Origin of the sequence: Methylobacterium sp. AMS5, from assembly GCF_001542815.1 — a bacterium.
Taxonomy (GTDB): Bacteria; Pseudomonadota; Alphaproteobacteria; order Rhizobiales; family Beijerinckiaceae; genus Methylobacterium.
In genome coordinates this window covers 2,898,692-2,921,399 of the sequence record NZ_CP006992.1, presented here as the reverse complement: position 1 = coordinate 2,921,399, position 22,708 = coordinate 2,898,692, and the positions used below count along the sequence as shown (strand labels likewise).

The following is a 22,708-nucleotide window of genomic DNA, read 5'->3' as shown; positions in this document are numbered from 1 at the left end:
GGATTCATTCTCTCGTCATCGCGAGGCGGGGTTGGGGCAACATCGACTGGCCGAGGATCGCCGACCTTACGCAATAGCCGGTGCCGGGCTCATTCGACCGTCGGGGGCTATGTTGCCTGACGCTCAATACAGATCGCCGTACCCGACGCCCGAACCATAGCCGTCGTCGAACACATCCGGGTAGCGGCGGCGCACGGGCGCGCCGTACGTTTCATCCTCCCAGGCCCCTCCCCGGGAGCGCACGGCGACCACACCCTCGCCGCCGTCATAGCCGCGCCCGGTCGAGCGCGCTCGGCCGGGGCGCTGGGCATCGGCGACCGGGGCATCGCCGACACTACCCTCGATGACAACGCGGGTGTTGGCCATCTTCTGCTGCTTCACCAGGGTGAAGAGCGTCGCGGCGTTGCGTTGCGAGAGGCGGACGCAGCCATGCGAGGCGGCGCGGCCAAGACGGCGGGTGTGCGTAGTGCCGTGGATCGCGTGGCCGACCTGCGTGAAGAAAATCGCGTGCGGCATCGGCGCGTTGTCCCATTCGCGGGAGAAATGCGTCTTCTCCATGCGGAACGGGCGATGGCTGCCGTTTGGCGTATCGTGACCCGCGACCCCGGTCGAGACCGGCCACTCGTAGCGCGGTGAGCCATCGACCACCACGCTCATCCGCTGCGCATCCTTGTCGATGGCGATGAGAAGTTCGGCCCGCGCCGCCGGTGACGCGGCGACGAAGGCGAGCCCCGCAAGAATCGTGAGGAAAGACAGGCGCATATCGGTCATCCCGGACAACGTCCCTTCGAAGATGCGCCCCACCGCCCCCGCTTCAAGCGGTGCGTCTCACCGCCACGCCCCAAATCGCTACCAACGTGGCCGTGTGTTGCGGACAAAGCCACGCGAGATGAGACGGCTGTTCTCACGGTCTCGCCGCTCGGCCTCCATCAGGTCGGACAAGGCGTCGGTGATCGCGCAACGCAGCGCGATGCCTGCATCGCCACCCGTGCTACTGAGATAGGCCTGGGCAAGCTCCTCTACGGGGCAGGAGGCGGCCCGCTCCTCCCCGAGATCTGCTGCGGATGAGACCGTGCTTCGGCTCCGCTCGGCAATCTGAGGCTCAGGCATCATCCTTCTCCGACTCGGCATGAGAACGAAGATAGAACATATCGAAGTGGTGAGCGAGAGCTTACCGAGGCTGACTCAGACTGTGGACAGCCCGGCGCGGTGCACGTTCCCTTGCCGTCAGCGCAGACCGGAGCCGGAGAGCGGATCGAAATAGGCATCGGTCGGTCTGCGGGAGAAGCCTGCGCTACCGGCGATGCCGGCGCCTGCAGGCGCACCCCCTCCCCCGCCCGATCCGGGACTGGCGGCCACGTCGTCGAGGGGGCGGCGCCCGACGGCACTGGTCCCGCCGCCGGTCGAACGCAATCCGGAGCCGCCGACGGCCGTCGCGGCCGCGCCACCGAAGCTCAAACCTCCGGCATTGCCACCGGACGGTGTCGAGGCGCCGAGCCCCGAGACGCGGGAGGCGCCGCCGAAACTCAAGCCGCCGGGATTGGCGAGGGCCATCGTCGGACTCGGCGCCGCCACTGTTGCGACCGACGAAGTCGGGCCGAAGGGAAGGCCGGGTGCAGTGAAGCCGGAGGGCAATCCTGCGCTGCCGGATGTCTGGGCAAGAGCGGGCACGCTGCCAAGGCCGACCCCCGAGACCAAAAGGCCAACCCACACCGTGCGCATCATGGTCATGGTGGTTTCCCGCTTTCGCGCCGGCCTTCGTATGGGTGTGCAACCTCAACGCCGCCCGGGTGCCCGGGTTTCCCCGTGGCGCCGCGCGTTGCGAGCCCTACGGAATCGACGCTGCCGGCCCACCGCACCCGGCGCGACGGCGAAGAAGCGGGGGGGGCGTGGCAGGGACGCCGAGATGGCGCTGACGCGATCCTCGAGTGCCGACCGAGGCAACCTTCGCGGAACGGAGGTGTTGGCGTTCGAGCGTCGGCGCCTCGCGCTGGGCCGCTCATGTCGCAGGCAACCTGAAGGAACCGGGAGTAACCATGTCCGTATCGCGACGCCGTGAGGAACGGCTGCTGGATGCCGGTGAGACCGAGTTGGTGAAGCGCTCGCATCACCCCGAGTTGGATGCGGAAGATGATAAGGCGCTACCCGATTTGATCCGCCTGCTCCGCGAACGGCGCGACCGCGCTCGCGATGTGTCTCGCCGCCAAAGGCGCGAGCTGCGTGGCAAGGCCGCCCCATCCGGAGCAAATCGGGCCTCCGACAACTCCGGCACCCGCGAGAAGGCAGCCTTGCTCGCCGCGGCCGTGAAGCGCGTCAGCAAGGAGCATGAGCGCCGCCGCAACGCCGATGCCCGCGGCCGGACGGTCTCCGGGGCCCGGCGTGCCCTCGCTCTGAAACGCGCGGCCGGAAACCCGGCCGACAGCCGACCGTCCTCGCGGACCGCAAACGAGGGCATGAATCCGGTCCCCAACGAGCGGAACGCCCCCTCGGGCGCGGTGAATCAGGAAGGTCAGGAGATCGCCATGCGCCGCGGCGGCGGCCCGCGCTGACGGAGAGCCGTATCCGACCTGATGACACCAAGCCAACGTCTCTTGGCCTTTGATTGTGACGCGCATTCTTTCGACGAACCGGCAGCCACTTCGTCGGAATGCGCTCTCACCACACTGTCTGATCCATGCAAAAAGGGCGTGTCCGCCGAAGCGAACACGCCCTTTGCCGATCGAAGGGGCTCCGGAGTGCCTGGCGACGCCTATTCGTGCTCTTCCCGGAAGACGAGGTAGCTCAACGGCCCTGCACTCAAAAACAGGAGCAGAAGAGTGACGTAGAGGTGGACGCGCAGCGACGTCAGCGCAGCGTAGACAGCTCCGAGCCCGAGGCCGAGTAGAAGAACTCGTAGGATCATGAAGGGGTGAGCTTCCGCATCAAGGGCGCACCAACGCTGGTATACGGCACGCCTCGACTCCAGAAGTTCAAACGAACGGATTCATCCGGCATCCTTACCGAATTCCACCGGAAAATTCTTTGCGCCGGCACGGCACGCCGCGGAGGCGAACGAGCGTGGAGGCGCGTGAAAAACAAAGTGGGCGCGCAGGGCCGGGGCAACGAGCCCGATCCTGCACACCCATCGACGTTATTAGTGTCCCTCACAAAACTCCCGCCGCGCTGTCATCGCCGGAACGAGAACGGTCGGGGACCGGGGGTTTAGTGAGGCACTGCTAACTTCGCAGGGAGCGATCGCTCCGGGTCAGGTGTGGATCACGCGACCATACGCATCGAGCACGCTCTCGTGCATCATCTCGGAGAGCGTCGGATGCGGGAAGACCGTGTGCATCAGCTCTTCCTCGGTCGATTCCAGGGTCATCGCGACGACGTAGCCCTGGATCAGCTCGGTGACTTCGGCACCGATCATGTGGGCGCCGAGCAACTGTCCGGACTTGGCGTCGAAGATCGTCTTGATGAGACCGTCCGGCTCGCCGAGCGCGATCGCTTTGCCGTTGCCCGCGAAGGGGAAGCGGCCGACCTTGATCGAGAGACCAAGTTCCTTCGCCTTCCCCTCGGTGACGCCGACGCTGGCGATCTGCGGATGGCAATAGGTGCAGCCCGGAATCTTGGCCTTGTCCATCGGATGGGTATGCAGGCCCTTGATGGTCTCGATGCAGATGACACCCTCGTGCTCGGCCTTATGGGCAAGCATCGGCGGGCCGGCCACATCGCCGATGGCGTAGACGCCCGGCACGTTGGTGCGTCCGAGCCCGTCGGTCACGACGACACCGCGCTCGATCTTCACCCCGATCTTCTCAAGACCCAGATTCTCGATATTGCCGACGACGCCGACGGCCGAGATCAACTTCTCTGCGGTGAGCTGCTGCGTCTTGCCCTTGTCGTCCTCGACCGTGGCGGTGACCGAGTCGGCGCCCTTCTCGACCTTCGTCACCTTGGCGCTGGTGAGAATCTTGATGCCCTGCTTCTCGAAACGCTTGCGGGCGAGACCGGCGATCTCCGCATCCTCCACCGGAAGGATCTGCGGCAGCAGCTCGATGACCGTCACGTCGGCGCCCATCGTGCGGTAGAACGAGGCGAACTCGATGCCGATCGCGCCGGAGCCCATCACCAGCAGGCTCTTGGGCATCTTCTCCGGGACCATCGCCTCGTAATAGGTCCAGATCTGCTTCTTGTCGGGCTCGATGCCGGGCAGTACGCGCGGGCGGGCGCCGGTCGCGACAATGATGTGCTTGGCCGAGTAGGTGCCCGCACCCTTGGCGCCCTTCGGCGGTTCGGCGCGCTTGGTCTCCTTGACCGTGACCTTGCCGGGCTCGTTGCCCTTGGCCGCCGAGTCGATCGAGGCCTCGCCCCAGATCACATCGACCTTGTTCTTCTTGAGCAGCATGCCGACGCCGCCGTTGAGCCGGCCCGATACCCCGCGCGAGCGCTTGACGATCGCCGCCGCGTCGAAGCTGACCTCCTTGGCGGAGAGACCGTAATCGGAGGCGTGCTGCATGTAGTGGTAGATCTCGGCCGAGCGCAGCAGGGCCTTGGTGGGAATGCAGCCCCAGTTCAGGCAGATGCCGCCGAGATGTTCGCGGTCGATCACGGCGGTCTTGAAACCGAGCTGTGCCGAGCGGATTGCGGTCACGTAGCCGCCGGGCCCCGCGCCGATGATGAGGACGTCATAGGTTTCGGACATCAAGGCCTCCTGCTCCCCTCCCGCTTGTGGGGAAGGGGTGAGAATGAGGATCGGGCGGCTTGGCCGGCGGTGACGGACGGGATCACGAGAGCGGCCGGCTCGAGCCGATTCGCCTTCCCGCCCGGCTCCGCACCGTGGGCGAAGGTGCGCGTTGACGGCCCTTAGACGAGCATCCCCATCGGGTTCTCGATCAGCCCCTTGAAGGCCGCGATCAGCTCGGCACCGAGCGCGCCGTCGAGGACGCGGTGGTCGCAGGAGAGGGTCGCCGTCATCACCTGGGCAACGGTCGGCTGCCCATCCTTCACGACGACGCGCTTCTCACCTGCGCCGACCGCGAGGATGCTCGATTGCGGCGGGTTGATCACCGCCGTGAAGTGCTTGATGCCGAACATGCCGAGGTTCGACACCGAGGTGACGCCGCCCTGGTACTCTTCCGGCTTCAGCTTCTTGGCGCGCGCGCGGCCTGCGAAATCCTTCATCTCATTGGAGATGGCGGAGAGCGTCTTCTGGTCGGCCTTGCGGATCACCGGGGTGAACAGGCCGCCATCGATCGCCACCGCGACGCCGACCTCGGCGTGCTTGAAGCGCAGGATACGGTCTTCCGCCCAGACGGCGTTGGCGGCGGGAACGCGGGTGAGCGCGAGGCCCATCGCCTTGATGACGAAGTCGTTCACCGAAAGCTTGAACAGCGGCTTGCCGTCCTTGTCCTTGCCGGCCGAGCCGTTGAGCGTCTCGCGCAGCTTCATCAGCGCATCGAGTTCGCAATCGACGGTGAGGTAGAAGTGCGGCGCGACCTGCATCGCCTCGGTGAGGCGCTTGGCGATGGTCTTGCGCATACCGTCGAGCGGCACTTCCTCGAAGCTGCCCTTCTCGTAGAAGCCCCTGACCTGATCGAGGCTGAGCCCGGCCGGTGCGCCGCCGGAGGCCGCCTTCGGCGCGGGTTTCTCGGGCGCGGGGGCGCTTTTGGCCTCGGGCTTGGCCGCCGCACCGGCTTTCGCCGTGCCGCCTTCGATCGCCGCCTGCACGTCGCGCTGGATCACGCGGCCATGCGGACCCGAGCCCTTCACCGCCGAAAGATCGACGCCCTCCTGCTTGGCGATGCGGCGCGCGAGCGGCGAGGCGAAGACGCGGTCGCCGGAGCCCGCCGGCTGCGCGGCGCCGTTCGGCTTGGCACCCTCGGGCGCTTGATCGACGCGCGCGTAGGAAGCGTGAGCACCGTCGGGCGCGGCGTTCTGGTCGGGCGTGCCCTTCGGCTCGACGGGGGCGGTCTTCGCCTCGGCCCCACCCTTCGGAGCCTGGACACTGCCCGGATCCTCGCCCTCCTCGGCGATCAGCGCGATCAGCTCGTTGACCGGAACGTCGGCCGTGCCTTCGGCTACGAGGATCTTGGCGAGCACGCCCTCATCGACCGCCTCGACCTCCATGGTCGCCTTGTCGGTCTCGATCTCGGCGATGACGTCGCCGGACTTGATGGCGTCGCCCTCCTTCTTGAGCCACTTGGCGAGGTTGCCCTTCTCCATGGTCGGGGAGAGCGCGGGCATCAGGACGTTGATCGGCATCGTATCGTTCCCGAGCGGCCTTGAGAGGGAGGGTCAGTTGAGGGCGTTGTTGGGATCGAGGCTTTCGGCCTCCCACCCGGCACGGATGCGCTCGAAGGCTTCCTCCTCCGAGATGTCCGTTTCCTTCGCGTAGGCGCGAGCCGCTTGCCGCGCGAGGTCGATGAGCAGGCGGCCCCACGTCGCCGGGTCCTCGAAGGCCCGCCGGAGCGCTACGCTCACCGCACCATCGACGATGGAAGCGCGCACGATCTCGATCCCGCCCTGTTCCAGGGCGTCGGGCGGGATCTCGAGTTCTTCGAACGTTTCCGACATTTACCTGTATTTATTTGTAGCAGACGCTTTTGACCGCCTCGATGACTTCCGCCACGCTCGGCAGAGCCAGTTTCTCAAGGTTGGCCGCGTAGGGCATCGGTACGTCTTTCCCGGTGACCCGCAGGACGGGCGCATCGAGATAGTCGAAGGCATCGACCATCAGGCGGGCGACGATCTCGGCGCCGACGCCCGATTGCGGGAAGCCCTCTTCCACGCAGACGCAGCGGCCGGTCTTCTTGACCGATTCGACCACCGTGGCACTGTCCATCGGGCGGATCGTGCGAAGATCGATCACCTCCGCCTCGATGCCTTCCTCGGCCAGCGCCTGGGCCGCCTTGAGCGCGTAGGTCATGCCGATCGAGAAAGAAACGATGGTGACGTCCTTGCCGGGGCGGTGGATGCGCGCCTTGCCGATCGGCAGGACGAAATCCTCGATCTCCGGCACCGGGAACGACTGGCCGTAGAGAATCTCATTCTCGAGGAAGATCACCGGGTTGGGGTCGCGGATCGCCGCCTTGAGCAGGCCCTTGGCGTCGGAGGCGGTGTAGGGCGCGATCACCTTGAGGCCCGGTACGTTCGAGTACCACGCGGCGTAGTCGTGGCTGTGCTGGGCACCGACGCGGGCAGCCGCGCCGTTGGGGCCGCGGAACACGATCGGGCAACCGAGCTGGCCGCCGGACATGTAGAGCGTCTTGGCCGCCGAGTTGATGATGTGATCGATCGCCTGCATGGCGAAGTTGAAGGTCATGAACTCGACGATGGGCTTGAGGCCCATGAAGGCCGCACCGACGCCGATGCCGGCAAAGCCGTGCTCGGTGATCGGGGTATCGACCACGCGGCGCGCGCCGAATTCCTGAAGCAAGCCTTGCGTGATCTTGTAGGCGCCCTGGTACTCGGCGACCTCCTCACCCATCACCAGGACCTTGTCGTCCTTGCGCATCTCCTCGGCCATGGCGTCGCGCAGGGCTTCGCGCACGGTCGTGGTCTTCATCGGCGAGTCGGCCGGGAACTCCTCCATCACCGGGTCCGGCGCCTTGTTGGTGATGATGGCGGGCGAGGCCGGAGCCTTCTGCGCGTCGTCGTCGGTCTTGGCGGTGGCGGCCGACTTGTCGGCCATGCCTTCGGCCTGCATATCGGGGGTCGGAGCGGGCGAACCGCCGGAGGCACCGTCGGGCTTGCCCTTGCCGCCGCTCGCGGCCGCCGCTGCCACGTCCTCGCCCTCTTCGGCGATGATGGCGATCGGCGTGTTGACGGCGACGTTCTCGGTGCCGTCCGCAACGAGGATCTTGGCGAGGACACCCTCGTCGATCGCCTCGACCTCCATCGTCGCCTTATCGGTTTCGATCTCGGCCAGGATGTCGCCGGCCTTGACCGGATCGCCCTCCTTTTTCAGCCATTTGGCGAGCTTTCCCTCCTCCATGGTCGGAGAGAGGGCGGGCATCAGGATGTCGGTCGCCATATGCGCTGCTCTATCGATCCGGGTGCGTCGACGGTCGGGCGTGTATTTTTATCGAAGGCGTCGCTCAGGACCCCCGGGCCTCGACGGCTCGGGAGCGTGTCAGGGACACAGTCAGGCGCGGGCTTCGAGAAGGATGTCGGTCCAGAGTTCCGACGGATCGGGCTCGGGATCGTGAGTCGCGAAATCCGCCGACTCGTTGACGACCTCGCGGACCTTGGCGTCGATGCTCTTCAGCTCCGCCTCGGGCACGCCGTGCGCCTCGAGCAGGCGCTTGCGCACCATCTCGATCGGATCGTGCTCGTCGCGCATCTTCGAGACCTCGTCCTTGGTCCGGTACTTGGCCGGATCGGACATCGAGTGGCCGCGATAGCGGTAGGTCTGCATCTCGAGGATGTAGGGGCCCTCGCCCGAACGGGCGTGGTTGATGGCACGCGAAGCGGCCTCGCGAACCGTCCGCACGTCCATGCCGTCCACCTGCTCGCCGGGGATGCCGAACGAGAGGCCGCGCTTGGAGAAGTCCGTCTGAGCGGAGGCGCGGGCCACCGACGTGCCCATGGCGTAGCGGTTGTTCTCGATCACGTAGACGACCGGCAGCTTCCAAAGAGCCGCCATGTTGAAGCTCTCGTAGACCTGGCCCTGGTTGGCCGCGCCGTCGCCCATATAGGTGAAGCTGACCTTGCCGTTCTTGAGGTAGGCGTCGGCGAAGGCGAGGCCGGTGCCGAGCGCGACCTGCGCGCCGACGATGCCGTGGCCGCCGAAGAACTGCTTCTCGCGGCTGAACATGTGCATCGAGCCGCCCTTGCCGCGGGAATAGCCTCCGCGGCGTCCGGTCAACTCGGCCATCACGCCCTTGGGGTCCATGCCGCAGGCGAGCATGTGGCCGTGGTCGCGATAGCCGGTGATGTTCTGGTCACCGTCCTCGCCGGCCATCTGCATGCCGACGACGACCGCTTCCTGGCCGATATAGAGGTGGCAGAAGCCGCCGATCAGGCCCATGCCGTAGAGCTGGCCCGCCTTCTCCTCGAAGCGACGGATACTCAGCATCTCACGGTAAGCGTGAAGGTCTTCGTCCTTCGTGAACTGCGGAATATTCGGTGCCGGCCGATGTTGCGGCGCGTCTGTTTCCGCCGCAGGTTTCCCCGCCTCGCTGCCCGCACCCATCGGTGTCCTCCCGCAATCGCGTTGTTGGAGAGGGTTCTAGGGCAGCGAATTACGGAAATCGAGGGGCGGGCTGACAGCCTTCAAATGCTGTTACCGTCACGGTTGTACCGGTGGATAAATCGCAAGGACAGTGAAAATGAATATTTATCGAGTTTAGTGTTGCTGAAATAAAAATTTATGGGCCGATGATGACGAGGTCATTGGCATGGACGCGGCCGAGCACGACCCGGGCCCGCTCTTCCAGAAGATCGCGGTCGATCTGTTCACTCCGGAGCAGGGAGACGCGGTGCTCCCAGGTCGCCCGCTCGGCCTTGGCGGCGTTCAACTCCTGCGTGAGCCCGTAGGCCTCGACCTTCAGGAGCCGTTTGGCTTCGAGGCCGCGGCTACCGCTCTCGGCCTGATGCACGAAGTAGCCCACGACGAGAGCCGAGACCGTCCAGAGGACGGCGGGAACGACGATGGCGCGGACGCGGCGACGAATGACCATGGCAGTCAGGAGCTTCGCCCGAACAAGGTGAAGAAAGCGTTTCCGCGCGGCGCGATCGCGCGCCCTTGGTCCCCAGATACGAAAACGCGCGGCGGACCCTTCCGGCCTGCCGCGCGTCGATCCGTCAGGTGCGATCAGCGCCCGGCGAGCTGGCGGATCGCGCTGCGGCCGGCATAGAGCGCCTGGGCGCCGAGGCCCTCCTCGATGCGGATGAGTTGGTTGTACTTGGCCAGTCTATCCGAACGGGCGAGCGAGCCGGTCTTGATCTGCCCGCAATTCGTCGCGACCGCGAGGTCGGCGATCGTCGAATCCTCGGTCTCGCCGGAGCGGTGCGACATCACCGCGGTGTAGCCGGCGCGCTGGGCCATATCGACGGCGGCCAGGGTCTCGGTGAGCGAGCCGATCTGGTTGACCTTCACGAGAATCGAGTTGCCGGTCCCCGTCTCGATGCCGCGGGCGAGACGCTCGACATTGGTGACGAACAGGTCGTCGCCGACGAGCTGCACGCGGCTGCCGATCCGGTCGGTGAGGAGCTTCCAGCCCTCCCAATCATCCTCCGACATGCCGTCCTCGATGGAGAGAATCGGATAGGCCTCGGTCAGCTTGGCGAGGTAATCGACCTGGGCTTCGATGGAGCGGGTCTGGCCCTCGCCCTCGTAGCGGTAGGCGCCGTCCTTGAAGAACTCGGTCGCGGCGCAGTCGAGCGCCAGCACTACGTCGCTGCCGGGCTTGAACCCGGCGGCATTGATCGATTCCATGACGAAATCGAGCGCGGCCTCGGCCGACGGCAGGTTCGGGGCGAAGCCGCCCTCGTCGCCGACATTCGTGTTGTGGCCGGCCTTCTTCAGGGCGCTCTTGAGGGTATGGAAAATCTCGGCGCCCATCCGCACCGCGTCGGAGAGCGAGGTGGCGCCGACCGGCATCACCATGAATTCCTGGAAGTCGATCGGGTTGTCGGCGTGGGCCCCGCCGTTGACGATGTTCATCATCGGCACCGGGAGCACCCGGCCCTGCACGCCGCCGACATAGCGGTAGAGCGGCAGGCCGGCGGTCTCGGCTGCCGCTTTGGCGACCGCGAGCGAGACCCCGAGGATGGCGTTGGCGCCGAGCCGCGCCTTGTTGGGGGTGCCGTCGAGCGCGATCATCGCCTCGTCGACGGCGACCTGATCCTCGGCATCCATGCCGCCGATCGCGTCGAGGATTTCGCTCTGTACCGCATCGATGGCCTTGAGCACGCCCTTGCCGTTGTAGCGGCTCTTGTCGCCGTCCCGCAGCTCGACCGCCTCATGGGCGCCGGTGGAGGCGCCGGAGGGGACCGCGGCGCGACCGAAGGAGCCGTCCTCCAGAAGGACATCGACCTCGACGGTGGGGTTGCCACGGCTGTCGAGAATTTCGCGGGCGGCGATATTGGTGATCGCGGTCATGAGCGCTCCTTGGCGGCGCGTCGCGGCGGGGTCGTCTCGCGGATGCCGTTCGAGGCCCGCGCGTCCTGCGACGCTCTGCGTTGCGGGCTTATCCGCCAACCTCGGGATACGGGCAAGCACCCGGCCGGCTCCAAGGGTCAAACAGCTTTCACAAAATCCGTCCGGCACCATAATTTTTTTGGGTGGCACAGCGCCCGGGAGCGGCCTCTGGTCCGGTTCGGTTGATCGGGGAGAATCCCTGGCATTCTCCCGGCGCCATAGGCGCAACGGCGGTTGCCGGGTATAGGCCCCTATGGATTCGATCGAGACCCACGCCAAGCAACTCGGACAGCAGACGCCGCTGCCGGCCTCGCCCGAGGCCGCGCAGCTCGACCGCGTGCCCAACCCTCACGCCGATACCGATTACCTCGCCCGCTTCACCGCGCCGGAATTCACCTCGCTCTGCCCGGTGACGGGCCAGCCGGATTTCGCGACGCTCGTCATCGACTACGTGCCGGATCGCTGGCTCGTGGAATCGAAATCGCTGAAGCTCTACCTCGGCGCCTTCCGCAACCACGGCGCCTTCCACGAGGATTGCACCGTCGGCATCGGGCGGCGGCTCGTCGAACGGCTCGAACCGCGTTGGCTGCGCATCGGCGGCTACTGGTATCCGCGCGGCGGCATTCCGATCGACGTGTTCTGGCAAACGGGTGAGCCCCTGAAATCCGTCTGGCTGCCGGACCAGGGGGTCGCGCCCTATCGCGGCCGGGGCTGAGCGACCGCGCCTGGGCCGTCAGTGCTGCTCGGCCAGCACGCGGACGGTGCGCGCGATGAAGCGCTCCTGTGCCTCGATCGGCCCGCCATGGATGACGGCGACGGCTTCCAGCATCCGCTCCAGATCATCGCGCTCGGAGGCGGCGAGCTTGTCCCGCAGAAGCGGCGCGAGGTGATCGACGGCCGTGTTGGCGTCGGCGGCCTGGGACGCGGCGTGACGGATATAGGCCATGCGCGTCCCGTGGTCGTCGTCGGGCGCGGTGATTGTTCGCATCTCGGCCTCGATGGCCGCCTCCTGCTCCGGGGTGGGGGTGCCGCGGGCGAGGGCCACGAGCATCATCAGCACGCCTGCCGCGTCGGCCGGATCGCGGATCGCACGCAGCGGCGCGGCTCGGAAGGCGGCCTCGCTCTTCGCTCGCAGCTTCGCGTTGCGTCGGTCGCCGAGGACGTGGTCGAGCTGCGCCATCCCGTTGCCGTAGATGAAGTAGTACATCAGCCCGGTCATGAACGCCCCGACGACGGCTGCGATGACAGGCATGATTCCCCCTAAACTGTTGCGATGCGGTAGCGTGTCGCATCGGCGGCGGGGGTGCAATCCCAGCGTGTCTTCCGATTCTCGTTTGCCGCGGATTCTCGTTCGATCTCAGGCGTCGCCGGGCATGAAAAAGGCGGCCGGTTGCCCGGCCGCCTGTTCACGTCAGAGAAGGCTCCAGCCTCAGTAGCCGTAGTCGTAATAGCCGCCGCCGTAGGCCGGACGGCCGTAGTAGCTGTCGCGGGCATAGGCGTCGCGCGCCGCGCCGGCGGCGATCGCGCCGGCTGCGAGACCCGCAATACCGAGGCCCACGGCCGCGCCGGTGCCGATGCCGCGGCGGCGACCGCCGTAATAGGCGCGCGGGCCGTAGCCGCCGCCATGATAATGACCGTGATGGTGGCCGTAGCCGCGGCCGTAGGGGCGCGCATCGGCGGATGTGGCGGTGAGCGTGCCGACGGAGATCAGGGCGGCGGTCACAAGGGCAAGCTTACGCATAGCGTCCTTTCCAATCCAGAAGCGTCTTGGCGGTCAAACACCCGAGCTTTGCCGGAAGTTCCCGCGCGCTCCGATCAGGGTCGAAGTCTCACGCGGAGCCGCGTTGTTCTCGATTGCAGCCGAATATCCCCCCGGTCGCCTGAATGAAATCTGAAGCCGGTGCGTCCACGCCGGCCTACGCCTTGGCGAGACGATCGAACGCCATGAGCGTCTCGATCAAAGCGGGCAAGTCGGCCAGCGCCACCATGTTCGGCCCGTCGGAGGGCGCGCGGTCGGGATCGGGATGGGTCTCGATGAACACGCCCGCCACGCCGACCGCCACCGCGGCGCGGGCGAGCACCGCGACGAACTCCCTCTGCCCGCCGGAGGTGGCGCCCTGCCCGCCCGGCTGCTGCACCGAGTGCGTCGCGTCGAACACCACCGGTGCGCCGCCGGTGACGCGGGCCATGATCGGCAGCGAGCGCATGTCGGAGACGAGTGTGTTGTAGCCGAAGGAGGCGCCGCGCTCGGTGACGATGACGTTGGGGTTGCCGGCCTCCGTCACCTTGGCCGCGACATGGGCCATGTCCCAGGGCGCGAGGAACTGGCCCTTCTTGACGTTGACCGCCCGCCCGGTGGCGGCGGCGGCGAGCAAGAGGTCGGTCTGGCGACAGAGGAAGGCCGGGATCTGCAGGATATCGACGGCTTGCGCCGCCCGCGCACAGTGCTCGGCCTCGTGCACGTCGGTGAGCACGGGAAGCCCGAGGCTCTCGCGGATCTCGGCGAAGACCGGAAGCGCCTCGTCGAGGCCGACGCCCCGGGCGGTGCGGCCGGAGGTCCGGTTGGCCTTGTCGAAGGACGACTTGAACACGAGGCCGATGCCGAGCTTGGCCGCCATCTCCTTGAGAGCGGCAGCGATCTCGAGGGCATGGGTTCGCCCTTCGAGCTGGCAGGGGCCGGCGATCAGCGCCAGCGGCAGATGGTTGGCGAAGGCAACGCCGCCGGTCTGGACGACGGAACCGGAAGTCTGTGCGGTCTCGGGCATGGCGCCCGCTCTAGCCCGGCCGGGCCGTGCGGGAAAGACCGCGGCGGGGCCGGTCCGCCGCCAGGCGGCACAGGGTGCCGACACCGAAGCCGTCCGGCCGGTCGCCGGGATCGCAGCGGATCACCGCGCCCCCGACGCGGCCGATCTGCGGCGCGCCGGTGAGCAGGCTGTCCTGGTGCACGCGTTGGGCAAGTGTCTCGACGGAATCGGCCGGTGCGCCGGCCAGCGTCCGCGCGGCGAGCCCGATCAGGACAAAGAACCCGCGCGGCGGCTCGCGGAGATTCGAGCGGAACGCGAGCCGCCGCGGCGTCGCACAATCGAGGCTCATCCGGTCGGCGTCGGCGGCGCGGAACACGACGGCGGCGCCGCTGCGTCCGGCCAGGGCGACGCCCGTTCCCCGGATCAACCGTACGGTCAGCCCATCGCAGGAATCCGCGTGCGCCGCCGTGCCGAGGGCGAGAACGAGGCCAAGGCCGGCGAAAAGGGCGCGCAGGGTCATGCCGCGACCCATAGCACGGGCGCGCCGTTCAAGCCGCTTCACCGAGCATGGCGCGTCGTTGCCGGTCCAGCTCTTCGCTGTAGCGCTTCAGCGTGTGGCTCTCGGTCAGCAACCCGATCACGCGGCGGCTCTGCCGATCGCTGAGCACGGCGAGTTCTTCGCTCTCGGCCTCGTCGAAAGCTTCGGCGGCCTGCTTGACGGTCATGTCGGCCAGCAGAAACGACCCCGGGTAACGCACGACGTCGGCGAGGTGCGGCGTCACCCCACCATTCTCGGCCGCACGCGCATGGGCCTCCGGCACGAGGACGATTCCGGCATAGCGATCGTGCTCGTCCACCACGACCACCCGCGACGGCGAGCCGAGGGGATGCGCGCGCAGGAACGTCGCCATCGGCGTGTCGAGGGAAACCGGCCGGATGTCCTTGCGCATCATCCGCCCGACCGTCAGGGAGCGCATCCAGCCGACATCGTGGGCGCTGCGGATGCTTTCGCCGCGCAGGTGGAAGCGCCATGTGGCGAAGGAGTAGCCGAAGGTCTTCCGCACCGTGAGCGAGGAGGCGATCACCGAGGCGAGCACGAGCCCGGTCACGGGGAAGCTGCCCGTCATCTCCAAGGCGAGGAAGGTCATGGTGAGCGGGCCGCCGACGATGGCGACGGCGAAGGCGCTCATGCCGATCACGGCATAGCCGACCGGCGCGAGGCCGAACCCCTCGAAGCCTGGCCAGACCAGCGGCGCCAGCCCGGCGAACAGACGGCCCACCAGCGCGCCGAGGAACAGCGAGGCGAAGAACAGGCCGCCGCGAAAGCCCGATCCGATCGACATCGCGGAGGCCGCGGCCTTGGCGACGATGAGGCCTGCGAGCGCACCGAGCCCGGCCGCCGCCTCGGGCGCGAGGGTGATGTGGAGCGCGCCGTGCCCGGCCGAGAGCACCTGGGGAGTCGTCGCGAGTGCGAGCCCGCCGACGCACAGGCCACCGAGGACGGGCCGCAGGGGCGCGGGCAGGCGCGAGGCGCGAAAGCCTTGCTCCACCAGCGTGACGCCGCGCATCAGCAACACCGCGAGGCCGGCGCAGACGAGACCGAGGACGAGGCAGGGCAGCGTGTCGCCCGCCCCCAAAGCCGTATTCAAAGTGGTATTTTTGGCCAGCGCCAGAGCGCCGACATCGACCAAGGCCGGCTGGGGGGCGAGCGCCCGCGCCACGAGGCTGCCGCACAGGGCCGCGACGACGACGGGGGCGAGCGTCGCGATGGTGTAGGTGCCGATGATGAGTTCGAACGCGTAGAAGGCGCCGGTCAGTGGCGAGCCGAACGCGGCGGCAATGGCGGCTGCCGAGCCGCAGCCGACCAGGGTGCGCAGGTCGGAACGCCGCATTTCGAAGGCGATGCCGAGCCGCGAGGCGATCCCCGCCGCGACCTGGGTGTAGCCGGCCTCAAGCCCGACCGAGGCGCCGCAGCCGTTCGAGACCACGTTCTGTGCCGCCACGTCGAGAGAGCCGCGCAGCGACATCCGCCCACCGTGCAGTGCGTTGGCCTCGATCGGATCGACCACCGCGCGCTTGGCCTTGCCCCGCCCCCTCGTCGAGATCAGGAGCAGGAGGCCGAGGATCGCGCCGCCGAGCGCCGGAGCCAGGAACGGGGCCCCCATCAGCCCCTCGGTCGGAAGATCCGACAGGCTGCTGAGGCGCTGGCCCGCGGGAAGCCGATAGAGGATTTCGCGCAGGAACTGGCTGGCGCCGCTCATGGCGACGACGACGAGCCCCCCGATGCATCCCGTGACCGCGGCGAGCCCCACGAGGGCGATCTCGTTCCCCCGCACCCAGGCCCGAAGTCGCACCGGAGCCTGGACGAGCGGGGCGGTGGTGGGCGGAGACGGAGACGGGCTCATCGCACTCGCGGAGGCTGGGTCCGGATCGCAGGCCATAGCGGCCATGCGCCCGCCGTCTAGCATCGGTGGATCGAGGGTGCGAACCGTGAAGAGGTGCCGTCAAGGCGCTTGAAATGCCGCGAGCCTCGGGATAAGTCCCCCCTCACGTGCCGCCGTAGCTCAGTTGGTTAGAGCACTAGATTGTGGATCTAGGGGTCCCCCGTTCGAGCCGGGGCGGTGGTACCATCGAATTTCGTATGGTTGGGAAGGGGTTGGCGCTGAGCCGGCCCCTTCTTCGTTTGGGCCCGGCCGATCGGTCGGCGCCTGTGACCCGATTGCGGGACGAGCCGGGCTTCCCCTGCCGCCACGAGCGAGCAGGGGGCAGCGCCATGGCATCAGGTGGCGATCACCGGCTTGGCGATCGGCGAGCGCGTGAGCTGCTGGATTTCGCGCGGTGCCCGGCCGGCCTTCTGCGCGATTTCCGCTTCCTGCTCGGCGATGAGTTGACGCGCCGGCTCGTCGCCGTCGAGGCCACCGAGGATTTCCATCGGGACACGCCGGTTCGAGGCGCGTGTGCCGTCTTCGAAGACAACGTCGAAGAGAACGAAGCCGCGCTGCTGCGGGAGGGATTTGGTGCGTTTAGACATGCCCGCTGATAGGCGGCCTTCAGCGGAAAGAGCAATGGCGACGGACGCATGCGGGGTCGCACCCGGCGCCCGGCCCGGAAAGGCTGCGATGAACGAGTGGGTGCACCTCGAAACCAGCGACGTGCCCGGCGGCGGCAAGAGCCTCGCCTTGATGCAGCGCGGCGGTGAATTCTCCATCGTCGTCGGCAACATCGAACTGATGAACAGCACGCGCGGCACCTCGGAGGAAGCGCTGGCCTCGCTGACCTGCGCGCGGCTGACGGACCGGCCGGCGCCGCGCATCCTGATCGGCGGCCTCGGCATGGGCTTCACGCTTCGCGCCGCTTTGCGGGAGCTGGGTCCGGACGCGCGCATCGTCGTCGCCGAACTCGTGCCGGCTGTGGCTGCCTGGGCAAGGGGACCGCTCGCTTCCATCTTCGCCGGCTGCCTGGATGATCCACGCGTCGAGCTGCGCGAGACGGACGTGACCCGCCTGATCCAATCCGAGGCTGCCGGGTGGGATGCGATCCTTTTGGATGTGGATAACGGCCCCGAGGGTCTGCTGCGACGCGCGAACAACCGGCTCTACGACGAGTGGGGCCTGAAGCGGGCGCAATGGGCGCTCAAGCCCGGCGGCACGCTCGGGGTCTGGTCGGGGACGCCCGACCGGAAGTTCAAGGCGCGGCTCCAGCGTCTCGGTTTCACCGTCGCGGAGGTTCGTCGGCCGGCCAGCGGTTCGAGCGGTCCCCGCCATGTCATCTGGCTCGCAACGCCGCCCTGACGGTTCGGTGAGCGGCTTGCGCGGAACGAGATTCGCGCACCGGGCCCGAATCGTTCGGCCCCGTGCGCGATGTCGTGTCGCTCGTCCGGGCGACTGCCGAGCTCACCTGTGGGTCAGCGGTCCGCCTTCTCGCCCGCGGCGGTGAGATCGAGGCAATGCTTGGTCGTCGGGCCGATCCGTTCACGCACCCGACGCGCCATCGCCTCTTCCTCCTGCAGGGATTGGCGGAAGCCCGTCAGGCTACCGCTCGGCACACAGCTCACATGGCCGAGCACGGCCAGGTCTTTCGACTGGCTGCGCTTCAGCTCTTGTGTCAGGGAAATTGCCGTGTGCGCGCCTTGTTCAGCAGAAACTTGCGCCGATCGCGTCGCCGTTCAGGCCGCGTTGCGGCCGAGTGCCGTCACCAATTCACGAATCGTGGCCGAGGGGACAGGGCGGCTGAACAGGTAGCCTTGACCCTCGTCGCATCCTTCGAGCCGAAGCTGGTCGAGTTGGGCCTCGGTCTCGATTCCCTCCGCCGTGGTCGTGATGCCGAGGCTGCGGCCGAGGCCGACCACGGAGCGCACGATCAGCCGCGCATTGCCGGGCTCGGCGAGGTTGCGCACGAAGGACTGGTCGATCTTGATCTTGTCGAAGGGAAAGCTCTGTAGGTAGCTCAACGACGAGAAGCCGGTGCCGAAATCGTCCATCGCCACCCGCACGCCCAGACGCTTCAGGGTGTGGAGCGTCGCCAGCGTCGTCACGCTGTCGTTGAGCAGGACCGATTCGGTGATTTCCAGTTCCAGCCGATGCGCCGGCAACCCGCTCGCGGCGAGCGCATCCATCACCGCCCGGACGACCGCCGCGTTCTTGAACTGCGCGGCGGAGACATTGACGGCGACGCCGATGCCAGCGGGCCAGCTCGCGGCCTCGCTGCAAGCCTTGCGCAGCACCCATTCGCCGATTTCGCCGATGGTGCCCGTCTCTTCCGCCAGGGGGATGAAATCCGCGGGAGAGACATAGCCGCGCTCGGGGTGCCGCCAGCGCAGCAGCGCTTCGCAACTGGAGATCCGCTGCCGGTCGAGCTTGACGATCGGCTGGAACACGAGTTCGAACTCGCCGTTGCCCACGGCCTTCCTGAGATCGCTTTCCAGGGCCCGGCGCTTGCGCAGCTCGACGTCCATCCCCTCGTCGAAGAATGACCAGCAGCCCCGTCCGGTCGCCTTGGCGCGGTAGAGTGCCAGATCGGCGCTCTTCAGCAGCTTCTCCGGGCTCGTTCCGTGTTCCGGTGCGAGCGAGATGCCGATGCTGATCCCCACCGTCACGGTGTGCCCGTCGAGGAGGAAGGGCTGCTGGAAGGCGGTGATCAGGCGCTTGGCCAGGGCGCTCGCATCCCGCCGCGCATGCGCGCCGGCCTGGACGCCGGCTTGGACGATGGCGAACTCGTCGCCCCCCAGACGCGCCACGAGGTCGGTGTCGCGCAGGCAGCCTTGCAGCCGCTCCGCAACGCTGCGCAGCAACCCGTCGCCGATGGGATGGCCGAGCGTGTCGTTGACTTCCTTGAACCGGTCGAGATCGAGGCAGAGCGTGGCGAAGCCGGCACCGGCTCCCTCGACGAGATGCGCGGCGGCCTCTTCCAGGCGCTCGCCGAAGACCATGCGGTTGGCAAGCCCCGTCAGCGCGTCCTTGCGCGCCATGGTGATGATCCGCGCTTCCGCTTCGTAGCGCTGGGTGACATCCTCGTAGGTGGCGATCCAACCACCCTCCGCCGTCGGCTGCTGCTTCAGCGCGACGATACAATCCGTCCGGATCGGGCAACAGAGCGACGCGCTCAACCCGTGTTGAAGCAGGGCCTCCTGTTCGATGAGAAGATCGATTGCGCGGCCGCTATCGGACGAGGCTTCGACGAGGCGGGCCACGTCGCGGATGCTCATGCCCGGCCGCAGCGCGGCGGCATCGACGCCGAACATATCGCAAAAGCGGCGATTGTAGACGAGGAGGCCGCCTTCGGCATCGTAGAGGCAGAGCCCCTGGAGCATGTTGCTGAGAGCCGCGTCGAGCTGCGCATTGCTGCGCTTGAGCTGATCCTCCTGCTCCTTGAGCAGGGACACATCGCTGCAGACGGCGACGAACCCGCCCTCTCGTGTGGGACTGCGGCTGATGCGCAGCCAGCGCCCGTCGGCGGCATGCGTCTCGGCGGTCAGGGTGGCGTTGCCGGGCATGGCGAGCAGGGCATCGGCGACGGCCGAACCCCGCGCGTCCGAGAGATGGCGATGGCCGGACTCGGCCTCATCGATCCCGAGCAAGGCTGCCGCCCGCGCGTTCGCGAGCACGATGCGGCCCCCGGCATCGACGACGACGATCCCTTCGATCGACCCCTGCACCGCGTCGGCCAGCAGGCTTTGGGCGGAGCGGCGCTGAGCGACCTCCTCCTGCATCATCGCCGCGATGTTGTCGCGCATGACCGCCATGGCGCGCAGCAGGACACCGAACTCGTCGTCGCCGCCCTCGGGCACTCGGACGGTCAACTCACCGGCGGCGATGCGGCTCGCGACCGTCGAGGCGTCGGCCACCGGCCGAACGATCTGCCGCAACAGAAGCAAGGCGACGATGCCCGAGAGAACGATTGCGAGCGAGGTCGCGAAGATGCTGAGCCGCACGTCGCGGGCTACGTCCGCGCGAGCCGTCTGCCGATAGGAGAAGCCATCCCCGGCGGTGAAGTTGATCAGCAGGTCGATATGCTGCTCGGCCACCGCCGCGTGGGCGTCGAGCGCCTGCCAGACATCCGCCGTCTGCTGATCGGGGCCGAACTCCCTGCGGGCCGCCAGCCACTGCGTGACGGCGTCCTTTGCGGCGGCGGCTTCCCGCGTCGCACGCTCCGATTGGGCTCGGTCCGCCGCGATCTCCAGATCTTCCTCGAACGATTCCGTCAACGCCTCGATCCGCGCCTCGAGCGTGCGCCGCTCGGCGCTATCGCCCGCCAGGCGGGCTCGGGCGACTGCAGCCTGGAGCATCGCGAGGTCGGCCGCGGCGGCCCGGGCGTAATTGATCGCCATCAGAGAGCGGTCGTAGGTCTTATCGACCAGCGCACCCGTCGTCATGATGCCGAAGGCGGCGTAACCGCCGAGCGCCGCCGTGATCGCGCTCAGCATCAGGAAGGCGAGGAAGATGCGGCCGCGAATCGTGCGACCACCGCGCAGCACGGTCTCGAGGGCACTGCGCCCCGCAGAAAAGCCAATGGGTTGGCGTGTAAGACTCATCGGGCAAACGCTCGCTTTTCGCAGCCAGCATGTCCGACAATCGTTAAGGTAATCTACGACGCCAGCGATTTCGGTAGCATACCCCTTGAATTCGGTGATGCCGTTAAGGCGAACGCAACTTCATAGATGCTCATTTGAGATGATCGAGTGCGCGGGGGCGTCCTCGAAATAGAGGAGACGGGCATGACGGATGCGTGCCGGATGAGAAGTGTCCCCACGCCGCGGCGCACAGGTTCAGTCCTGTTGCTGACATTCCTCATCGCATCCGGAACGGCGCTTGCGCTGGCGGGCGATACGGCGTCCCACCGCGTCACGCAGAAGGGCCGATCCTTCGCACCGGGGGCGGTCTCCCTGCTGGCTGGCGAGGCCATCGCGATCGTGAACGACGACGGTGAACTCGTCCATCACGCCTATCTCGAAAATCCGGACTTCAGCTTCGACACGGGCGAGCAGATTCCGGGCAGCAAGACCGTCGTCTTCTTTCCGAAACCGGGGCAGTTCACGATCCTGTGCGGCATTCATCCGAAGATGAAGCTCGCGGTTTCGGTGAAGTAAAGAAGCGCGGAGCAACGGGAGGCTGAGCGCAATCGATATGCTACCGAGGCTATCGGCCTATCAAGCTATCTAAATTCGAACCGACAGGGGTCGCTCGCAACAATGTTATGTTCTTTCCTTAACCAAAATTAAAGCCAAAGCCCCAAAGATCGGATCGATCGAGGTTCGAATGGCTTGGAAATTCGTGGAGGGCGCCACAGTCCTCCTGACGATCCTTTTGGGAGGCTGGGCGATCGCGACGAACGGCGAGCCCGACCGTTCGGCTGCGCTCGCCGCGTACCGCCGCCCGGCCGCAATCCCCTTCCCCGACGACAACCCGTATCAGGCCGTCAAGGCCGAACTCGGCCGCGCGCTGTTCTTCGAGCCTGTTCTCTCACGGGAGAGCGACCGCACCTGCGCCACCTGTCACGTGCCGGGGCAGGACTGGACCGACTCGAATCCGCGCGCCCCGCGCAGCGACGGCGGTTTCATGGATTTCCGCACGCCGACGCTGCTCAACGTCGCCTGGACCGATACGATCTATGGCTGGGACGGTAAGTTTCGCGGTCTCGAATCCGTGGCCCGCACACCGCTGACCGCCCCCGGCAACATGAACATGCCGCCCGAGGAGATGGTCCGGCGCCTCTCGGCCGATCCCAAATATGTCACGGCTTTCGACAAAGGGTTCCCTGGGCCCGCTCCGGACGGTGGGCCGATCACCCAGGAGCGCATCGAGCAGGCACTCGCCACGTTCCAGCGCCTGATCGTCTCCGGTCGGGCGCCGTTCGACCGCTGGGTCGAGGGCGATGCGCGCGCGCTCGGTCCTGCCGCCAAGCGCGGCTTCGATCTGTTCAACGACAAGGCCAATTGCGCCGCGTGCCATTCGGGCTGGAACTTCACGGACGGCTCGTTCCACGACATCGGCGTCGCCACGGATGGCGCGATCGGCCGGGGGCGGTTCTTCCCGACTTCGACGGCTCTACGCCACGCTTTCAAGACGCCGACCCTGCGCAACGTCGCGCGGCGCCCGCCCTATATGCATGACGGTTCACTGAGGACGTTGTCCGAGGTGATCGACCTCTACGACCGCGGCGGCATCGACCGGCCGAGCCGGTCCCGCGACATCCGTCCGCTGCATCTGACGGCGCAGGAGAAGGCCGACCTCATCGCCTTCATGGAAACCCTCAACGACGACGGCGCCGAGGGGCCCGCCTACCAGCCGATCGGAGCCGAGCCACCGCGGCCGTGACGGATGCCGGGGGCGGCGCGCGGCGC

24 protein-coding genes and 1 tRNA gene are annotated in these 22,708 nt (G+C 67.3%); 6 read left to right on the top strand and 19 right to left on the bottom strand.

Translation table 11 applies throughout. The features are described 5' to 3' along the window. Nucleotides 1–123 precede the first annotated feature (123 nt). From Y590_RS13025 to Y590_RS13015, 3 genes are all read right to left on the bottom strand, one after another. Complete coding sequence (locus tag Y590_RS13025) at nt 124–762, bottom strand: L,D-transpeptidase (RefSeq protein WP_286161740.1); 639 nt, start codon at nt 760–762, stop codon at nt 124–126. Between the two features lie 87 nt (nt 763–849). After that, on the bottom strand, nt 850–1,110 hold the full coding sequence (locus Y590_RS27335; protein ID WP_060772282.1) for a hypothetical protein: 261 nt from the start codon (nt 1,108–1,110) through the stop codon (nt 850–852). A gap of 117 nt (nt 1,111–1,227) precedes the next feature. Further along, on the bottom strand, nt 1,228–1,731 hold the full coding sequence (locus tag Y590_RS13015) for a hypothetical protein (RefSeq protein ID WP_060770214.1): 504 nt from the start codon (nt 1,729–1,731) through the stop codon (nt 1,228–1,230). Between the two features lie 305 nt (nt 1,732–2,036). Between Y590_RS13015 and Y590_RS13010 the strand changes: the two genes are divergently transcribed. Continuing rightward, the gene (locus Y590_RS13010) at nt 2,037–2,549 is read left to right on the top strand and encodes a hypothetical protein (protein WP_060770213.1); all 513 of its coding nucleotides are present in this window, start codon (nt 2,037–2,039) and stop codon (nt 2,547–2,549) included. A gap of 200 nt (nt 2,550–2,749) precedes the next feature. On the opposite strand, the gene Y590_RS27035 is transcribed toward Y590_RS13010, so the two are convergent. The 8 genes from Y590_RS27035 to eno all read right to left on the bottom strand — a co-directional run bounded on the left by Y590_RS27035 (nt 2,750) and on the right by eno (nt 11,086). Beyond that, nucleotides 2,750–2,902: a hypothetical protein gene (locus Y590_RS27035; protein ID WP_201026736.1), complete on the bottom strand. Its 153-nt coding sequence runs from the start codon at nt 2,900–2,902 to the stop codon at nt 2,750–2,752. Between the two features lie 342 nt (nt 2,903–3,244). Further along, nucleotides 3,245–4,684 carry a dihydrolipoyl dehydrogenase gene (gene lpdA, locus Y590_RS13005; RefSeq protein ID WP_060770212.1) on the bottom strand — a complete coding sequence of 480 codons (1,440 nt, stop codon included), beginning with the start codon at nt 4,682–4,684 and terminating at the stop codon, nt 3,245–3,247. Nucleotides 4,685–4,845: 161 nt separating this feature from the next. Further along, the gene (locus Y590_RS13000; protein WP_060770211.1) at nt 4,846–6,243 is read right to left on the bottom strand and encodes a pyruvate dehydrogenase complex dihydrolipoamide acetyltransferase; all 1,398 of its coding nucleotides are present in this window, start codon (nt 6,241–6,243) and stop codon (nt 4,846–4,848) included. 33 nt (nt 6,244–6,276) lie between these two features. Next, a complete protein-coding gene (locus Y590_RS12995; RefSeq protein WP_060770210.1) occupies nt 6,277–6,555 on the bottom strand; it encodes a DUF5076 domain-containing protein in 279 nt (92 codons plus the stop codon). Between the two features lie 10 nt (nt 6,556–6,565). Continuing rightward, the gene (locus Y590_RS12990) at nt 6,566–8,014 is read right to left on the bottom strand and encodes a pyruvate dehydrogenase complex E1 component subunit beta (RefSeq protein WP_060770209.1); all 1,449 of its coding nucleotides are present in this window, start codon (nt 8,012–8,014) and stop codon (nt 6,566–6,568) included. 111 nt (nt 8,015–8,125) lie between these two features. Next, on the bottom strand, nt 8,126–9,175 hold the full coding sequence (gene pdhA, locus Y590_RS12985; protein WP_060770208.1) for a pyruvate dehydrogenase (acetyl-transferring) E1 component subunit alpha: 1,050 nt from the start codon (nt 9,173–9,175) through the stop codon (nt 8,126–8,128). Between the two features lie 175 nt (nt 9,176–9,350). Continuing rightward, nucleotides 9,351–9,662, bottom strand: a complete 312-nt coding sequence (locus tag Y590_RS12980) for an FtsB family cell division protein (RefSeq protein WP_060770207.1) — start codon at nt 9,660–9,662, stop codon at nt 9,351–9,353. A 134-nt stretch (nt 9,663–9,796) separates the two neighbouring features. Beyond that, nucleotides 9,797–11,086 carry a phosphopyruvate hydratase gene (gene eno / locus Y590_RS12975; protein WP_060770206.1) on the bottom strand — a complete coding sequence of 430 codons (1,290 nt, stop codon included), beginning with the start codon at nt 11,084–11,086 and terminating at the stop codon, nt 9,797–9,799. Nucleotides 11,087–11,378: 292 nt separating this feature from the next. On the opposite strand from eno, the gene queF reads away from it, so the two are divergent. Then, nucleotides 11,379–11,840 carry a preQ(1) synthase gene (gene queF / locus Y590_RS12970; protein WP_060770205.1) on the top strand — a complete coding sequence of 154 codons (462 nt, stop codon included), beginning with the start codon at nt 11,379–11,381 and terminating at the stop codon, nt 11,838–11,840. Between the two features lie 18 nt (nt 11,841–11,858). Here the strand turns inward: queF and Y590_RS12965 are convergent, their stop codons facing one another. The 5 genes from Y590_RS12965 to Y590_RS12945 all read right to left on the bottom strand — a co-directional run bounded on the left by Y590_RS12965 (nt 11,859) and on the right by Y590_RS12945 (nt 16,274). Further along, nucleotides 11,859–12,377, bottom strand: coding sequence for a hypothetical protein (locus Y590_RS12965; RefSeq protein WP_060770204.1), 519 nt, complete (start codon nt 12,375–12,377; stop codon nt 11,859–11,861). 177 nt (nt 12,378–12,554) lie between these two features. Continuing rightward, entirely contained in the window at nt 12,555–12,866 is a 312-nt protein-coding gene (locus Y590_RS12960; RefSeq protein WP_060770203.1) for a hypothetical protein, read from the bottom strand. A 175-nt stretch (nt 12,867–13,041) separates the two neighbouring features. Then, nucleotides 13,042–13,890 (bottom strand): 3-deoxy-8-phosphooctulonate synthase, encoded by an 849-nt coding sequence (kdsA, locus tag Y590_RS12955; RefSeq protein WP_060770202.1) that lies wholly within the window; start codon nt 13,888–13,890, stop codon nt 13,042–13,044. A 10-nt stretch (nt 13,891–13,900) separates the two neighbouring features. Beyond that, nucleotides 13,901–14,389 carry a hypothetical protein gene (locus Y590_RS12950; RefSeq protein ID WP_060772281.1) on the bottom strand — a complete coding sequence of 163 codons (489 nt, stop codon included), beginning with the start codon at nt 14,387–14,389 and terminating at the stop codon, nt 13,901–13,903. 28 nt (nt 14,390–14,417) lie between these two features. Then, entirely contained in the window at nt 14,418–16,274 is a 1,857-nt protein-coding gene (locus Y590_RS12945; protein WP_060772280.1) for a chloride channel protein, read from the bottom strand. 148 nt (nt 16,275–16,422) lie between these two features. On the opposite strand from Y590_RS12945, the gene Y590_RS12940 reads away from it, so the two are divergent. Further along, a tRNA-His gene (locus Y590_RS12940) sits at nt 16,423–16,499 on the top strand. 149 nt (nt 16,500–16,648) lie between these two features. Here the strand turns inward: Y590_RS12940 and Y590_RS27330 are convergent. Beyond that, complete coding sequence (locus Y590_RS27330; RefSeq protein ID WP_004446489.1) at nt 16,649–16,900, bottom strand: hypothetical protein; 252 nt, start codon at nt 16,898–16,900, stop codon at nt 16,649–16,651. Nucleotides 16,901–16,988: 88 nt separating this feature from the next. Here Y590_RS27330 and Y590_RS12930 point away from each other — a divergent pair, with 88 nt between their 5' ends. Beyond that, nucleotides 16,989–17,660, top strand: a complete 672-nt coding sequence (locus tag Y590_RS12930) for a spermidine synthase (RefSeq protein ID WP_060770201.1) — start codon at nt 16,989–16,991, stop codon at nt 17,658–17,660. 113 nt (nt 17,661–17,773) lie between these two features. Here Y590_RS12930 and Y590_RS26825 read toward each other — a convergent pair whose 3' ends face one another. Continuing rightward, nucleotides 17,774–17,935 carry a hypothetical protein gene (locus Y590_RS26825; protein WP_158509748.1) on the bottom strand — a complete coding sequence of 54 codons (162 nt, stop codon included), beginning with the start codon at nt 17,933–17,935 and terminating at the stop codon, nt 17,774–17,776. Nucleotides 17,936–18,034: 99 nt separating this feature from the next. After that, nucleotides 18,035–20,899, bottom strand: a complete 2,865-nt coding sequence (locus Y590_RS12925) for an EAL domain-containing protein (RefSeq protein WP_060770200.1) — start codon at nt 20,897–20,899, stop codon at nt 18,035–18,037. A gap of 183 nt (nt 20,900–21,082) precedes the next feature. Here Y590_RS12925 and Y590_RS12920 point away from each other — a divergent pair, with 183 nt between their 5' ends. Both Y590_RS12920 and Y590_RS12915 read left to right on the top strand, forming a co-directional pair. Further along, nucleotides 21,083–21,454, top strand: a complete 372-nt coding sequence (locus Y590_RS12920; RefSeq protein WP_060770199.1) for a cupredoxin domain-containing protein — start codon at nt 21,083–21,085, stop codon at nt 21,452–21,454. Between the two features lie 169 nt (nt 21,455–21,623). Beyond that, on the top strand, nt 21,624–22,682 hold the full coding sequence (locus Y590_RS12915; protein ID WP_060770198.1) for a cytochrome-c peroxidase: 1,059 nt from the start codon (nt 21,624–21,626) through the stop codon (nt 22,680–22,682). Nucleotides 22,683–22,708: the final 26 nt, after the last annotated feature.

Excerpts from the sequence above, each read along its gene's own strand:
- pdhA (WP_060770208.1), bottom strand. The coding sequence starts at position 9,175 with ATGGGTGCGGGCAGCGAGGCGGGGAAACCTGCGGCGGAAACAGACGCG.
- Y590_RS13000 (WP_060770211.1), bottom strand. The coding sequence starts at position 6,243 with ATGCCGATCAACGTCCTGATGCCCGCGCTCTCCCCGACCATGGAGAAG.
- Y590_RS12950 (WP_060772281.1), bottom strand. The coding sequence starts at position 14,389 with ATGACCCTGCGCGCCCTTTTCGCCGGCCTTGGCCTCGTTCTCGCCCTC.
- Y590_RS27035 (WP_201026736.1), bottom strand. The coding sequence starts at position 2,902 with ATGATCCTACGAGTTCTTCTACTCGGCCTCGGGCTCGGAGCTGTCTAC.
- Y590_RS13025 (WP_286161740.1), bottom strand. The coding sequence starts at position 762 with ATGCGCCTGTCTTTCCTCACGATTCTTGCGGGGCTCGCCTTCGTCGCC.
- queF (WP_060770205.1), top strand. The coding sequence starts at position 11,379 with ATGGATTCGATCGAGACCCACGCCAAGCAACTCGGACAGCAGACGCCG.
- Y590_RS13010 (WP_060770213.1), top strand. The coding sequence starts at position 2,037 with ATGTCCGTATCGCGACGCCGTGAGGAACGGCTGCTGGATGCCGGTGAG.
- lpdA (WP_060770212.1), bottom strand. The coding sequence starts at position 4,684 with ATGTCCGAAACCTATGACGTCCTCATCATCGGCGCGGGGCCCGGCGGC.
- Y590_RS12920 (WP_060770199.1), top strand. The coding sequence starts at position 21,083 with ATGACGGATGCGTGCCGGATGAGAAGTGTCCCCACGCCGCGGCGCACA.
- Y590_RS13015 (WP_060770214.1), bottom strand. The coding sequence starts at position 1,731 with ATGACCATGATGCGCACGGTGTGGGTTGGCCTTTTGGTCTCGGGGGTC.
- Y590_RS27335 (WP_060772282.1), bottom strand. The coding sequence starts at position 1,110 with ATGCCTGAGCCTCAGATTGCCGAGCGGAGCCGAAGCACGGTCTCATCC.
- Y590_RS12945 (WP_060772280.1), bottom strand. The coding sequence starts at position 16,274 with ATGAGCCCGTCTCCGTCTCCGCCCACCACCGCCCCGCTCGTCCAGGCT.
- Y590_RS12960 (WP_060770203.1), bottom strand. The coding sequence starts at position 12,866 with ATGCGTAAGCTTGCCCTTGTGACCGCCGCCCTGATCTCCGTCGGCACG.
- eno (WP_060770206.1), bottom strand. The coding sequence starts at position 11,086 with ATGACCGCGATCACCAATATCGCCGCCCGCGAAATTCTCGACAGCCGT.
- Y590_RS12980 (WP_060770207.1), bottom strand. The coding sequence starts at position 9,662 with ATGGTCATTCGTCGCCGCGTCCGCGCCATCGTCGTTCCCGCCGTCCTC.
- Y590_RS12930 (WP_060770201.1), top strand. The coding sequence starts at position 16,989 with ATGAACGAGTGGGTGCACCTCGAAACCAGCGACGTGCCCGGCGGCGGC.
- Y590_RS12925 (WP_060770200.1), bottom strand. The coding sequence starts at position 20,899 with ATGAGTCTTACACGCCAACCCATTGGCTTTTCTGCGGGGCGCAGTGCC.
- kdsA (WP_060770202.1), bottom strand. The coding sequence starts at position 13,890 with ATGCCCGAGACCGCACAGACTTCCGGTTCCGTCGTCCAGACCGGCGGC.
- Y590_RS12915 (WP_060770198.1), top strand. The coding sequence starts at position 21,624 with ATGGCTTGGAAATTCGTGGAGGGCGCCACAGTCCTCCTGACGATCCTT.
- Y590_RS27330 (WP_004446489.1), bottom strand. The coding sequence starts at position 16,900 with ATGTCTAAACGCACCAAATCCCTCCCGCAGCAGCGCGGCTTCGTTCTC.
- Y590_RS12965 (WP_060770204.1), bottom strand. The coding sequence starts at position 12,377 with ATGCCTGTCATCGCAGCCGTCGTCGGGGCGTTCATGACCGGGCTGATG.
- Y590_RS12990 (WP_060770209.1), bottom strand. The coding sequence starts at position 8,014 with ATGGCGACCGACATCCTGATGCCCGCCCTCTCTCCGACCATGGAGGAG.
- Y590_RS12995 (WP_060770210.1), bottom strand. The coding sequence starts at position 6,555 with ATGTCGGAAACGTTCGAAGAACTCGAGATCCCGCCCGACGCCCTGGAA.